The organism is Pseudoroseomonas ludipueritiae, assembly GCF_014490445.1.
Taxonomy (GTDB): domain Bacteria; phylum Pseudomonadota; class Alphaproteobacteria; order Acetobacterales; family Acetobacteraceae; genus Pseudoroseomonas; species Pseudoroseomonas ludipueritiae.
Window position 1 is genome coordinate 1 of sequence record NZ_JACTUZ010000298.1, and the last position, 2,138, is coordinate 2,138.

Consider the following 2,138-nt stretch of genomic DNA (forward strand, 5'->3'; position numbering starts at 1 on the left):
GGCCCCATCGTGGCGGCCGGCGCGCTGGTGGCGACGCTGACCGGTGCCGGCGCGGGCGCGCTGGCCGGCGGCATCCTCGGCGGCCTGACCGGCGCCGGCGTCAGCGAGAAGGAAGCCCCCGTCTATGCCGAGGGCATCCGCCGCGGCGGCAGCCTGGTGACGGTGCGGACGGATGACACCCGCGCCGCCGAGGTCGAGGCCATCCTCGCCCGCCATAACCCGGTGGACATGACGGCGCGCGAGGCGGATTACCGCGCCGGCGGCTGGACCGGCTATGACGACAGCACGCCGGTGGACCCCGTGAACGACCCGGCCCGCGGCACCCGTGCCAGCACGCCGATCGACCCGCTGGTGCCCGGCGGCCGCATCACCGATCCCGACCGGCGCATCTAAGGCCGGAAGGCTCCAGGCTCCGCCCGCGCGGCGGGGCCTGGCCAAAGAAAAGGCGGCTCCCGCTCCGGCGGGGCCGCCTTTCGCCGTATCAGGAAAGCCGGCGCTTCAACGCGCCCGGTCGATGCAGAATTCCACCACATCGATCAGCGCGCGCTTCTCGGCATTGTCCGGGAAGCCGGCCAGGGCGGCGATGGCGCGGTCCCCGTAGTCGCGCGCGCGGGCGATGGTATCGGCGAAGGCACGGTGCTTCTGCATCAGCGCCAGCGCATGCGGCAGGTCGGCTTCCTCCTGCTGCCGGTCTTCCAGCACGCGGCGCCAGAAGGCCTTCTCCTCCTCGTCGCCCCGGCTGAAGGCCAGCAGCACCGGCAGCGTGATCTTGCCCTCGCGGAAGTCGTCGCCGACCGTCTTGCCCAGCTTCTCCTGCTCGGCCGAATAATCCAGCGCGTCATCCACCAGTTGGAAGGCGACGCCTAGGTTGCGGCCATAGCTGTCCAGCGCCTCGGCCTCGCTCACCGGCCGGCCGGCCACCACGGCGCCGACGCGCGTGGCGGCGGCGAACAGCGCCGCCGTCTTGCCCTCGATCACGTCGAGATACTGTGCCTCGGTGGAGGAGGTGTCGTTCTGGATGACCAGCTGCAGCACCTCGCCCTCGGCGATGGTGGCGGAGGCGCTGCACAGGATGCGCAGCACTTCCAGCGAGCCGTCCTCCACCATCAGCTCGAAGGAGCGGGCGAACAGGAAGTCGCCCACCAGCACGCTGGCCTGGTTGCCGAAGACGGCATTGGCGCTGGCGCGGCCACGGCGCAGGTCGCTCTCGTCCACCACGTCGTCATGCAGCAGCGTGGCGGTATGGATGAACTCCACGCAGGCGGCCAGCCGCACATGCCGGTCACCGCGATAGCCGCACATGCGCGCGGCAGCCAGGGTCAGCAGCGGCCGCAGCCGCTTGCCGCCCGCCGCGATCAGATGCGCCGCCAGCTGCGGGATCAGCGCCACCGGGCTCTGCATCCGCTCCAGGATCTGGCGGTTGCAGGCGTCCAGATCCTCCCGCACCAGGGCCACCAGGGCGGTCAGCGCGTCCTCGCCATGGGCGGCGGGAGTGGTCTGTATGGCGGGGGAGCTCACGCGGACATTGTCTCTCTGTGCTGGCGGCGGCACCATAGCCAGAGGGGTCCGCACCAGCAAGCGGGCCCCATACGCCCTGGCACATCGCGTCGCCGCCAGAATAATCAAGGAGTTGCCCCCCGGAATGCTGCCTGTGGCGACCACCCCCGCCCCGGGCGCGGAGCCGCCCTGCGCCGAAATTCGCAAACCGGGGCCCGCCCTGCCGGCGGAGATTCCGGCTGGCGCAACGGAAGCGGAAACCGAGGATACGCTGCTGGGTGGCCGGGTGCGCCTGCGCCAGCCGCGCATGGGGCTGCGCGCCGGGCTGGATGCCGTGCTGCTGGCCGCCAGCATTCCCGCCCGCCCCGGCCAGGTGGTGCTGGAAGGCGGCTGTGGCAGCGGCGCCGTGTTTCTCTGCCTGCTGGCCCGCGTGCCCGGCCTGCGCGTGCTGGCGGTGGAGCGCGAGCCGGCGCTCGCCGCCCTGGCCCGCCGCAATGCCGCGCTGAATGGCGTGGCCGAACAGGTGACGGTGCTGGAAGGCGATATCGCCGACCCTGCCCTGCTGCGCGGCCAGCCCCGGCCGCATCATGCCTTCGCGAACCCGCCCTACTGGCCCGGCGGCACCGCGCCCCCGGCCCGGC

The 2,138-nt window shown here is 72.5% G+C and carries 2 protein-coding genes and 1 pseudogene; 2 read left to right on the forward strand and 1 reads right to left on the reverse strand.

What is annotated here, in order from left to right:
* A pseudogene (locus IBL25_RS25750) lies at window positions 1–393 on the forward strand (hypothetical protein); the annotation flags it as partial.
* A gap of 105 nt (window positions 394–498) precedes the next feature.
* Here IBL25_RS25750 and IBL25_RS25755 read toward each other — a convergent pair.
* A complete protein-coding gene (locus tag IBL25_RS25755; RefSeq protein ID WP_379656108.1) occupies window positions 499–1,554 on the reverse strand; it encodes a polyprenyl synthetase family protein in 1,056 nt (351 codons plus the stop codon).
* An 88-nt stretch (window positions 1,555–1,642) separates the two neighbouring features.
* Between IBL25_RS25755 and IBL25_RS25760 the strand changes: the two genes are divergently transcribed.
* Window positions 1,643–2,138 (forward strand): methyltransferase domain-containing protein (locus IBL25_RS25760; protein WP_187781292.1); only part of this gene is annotated, 496 nt, incomplete at its 3' end.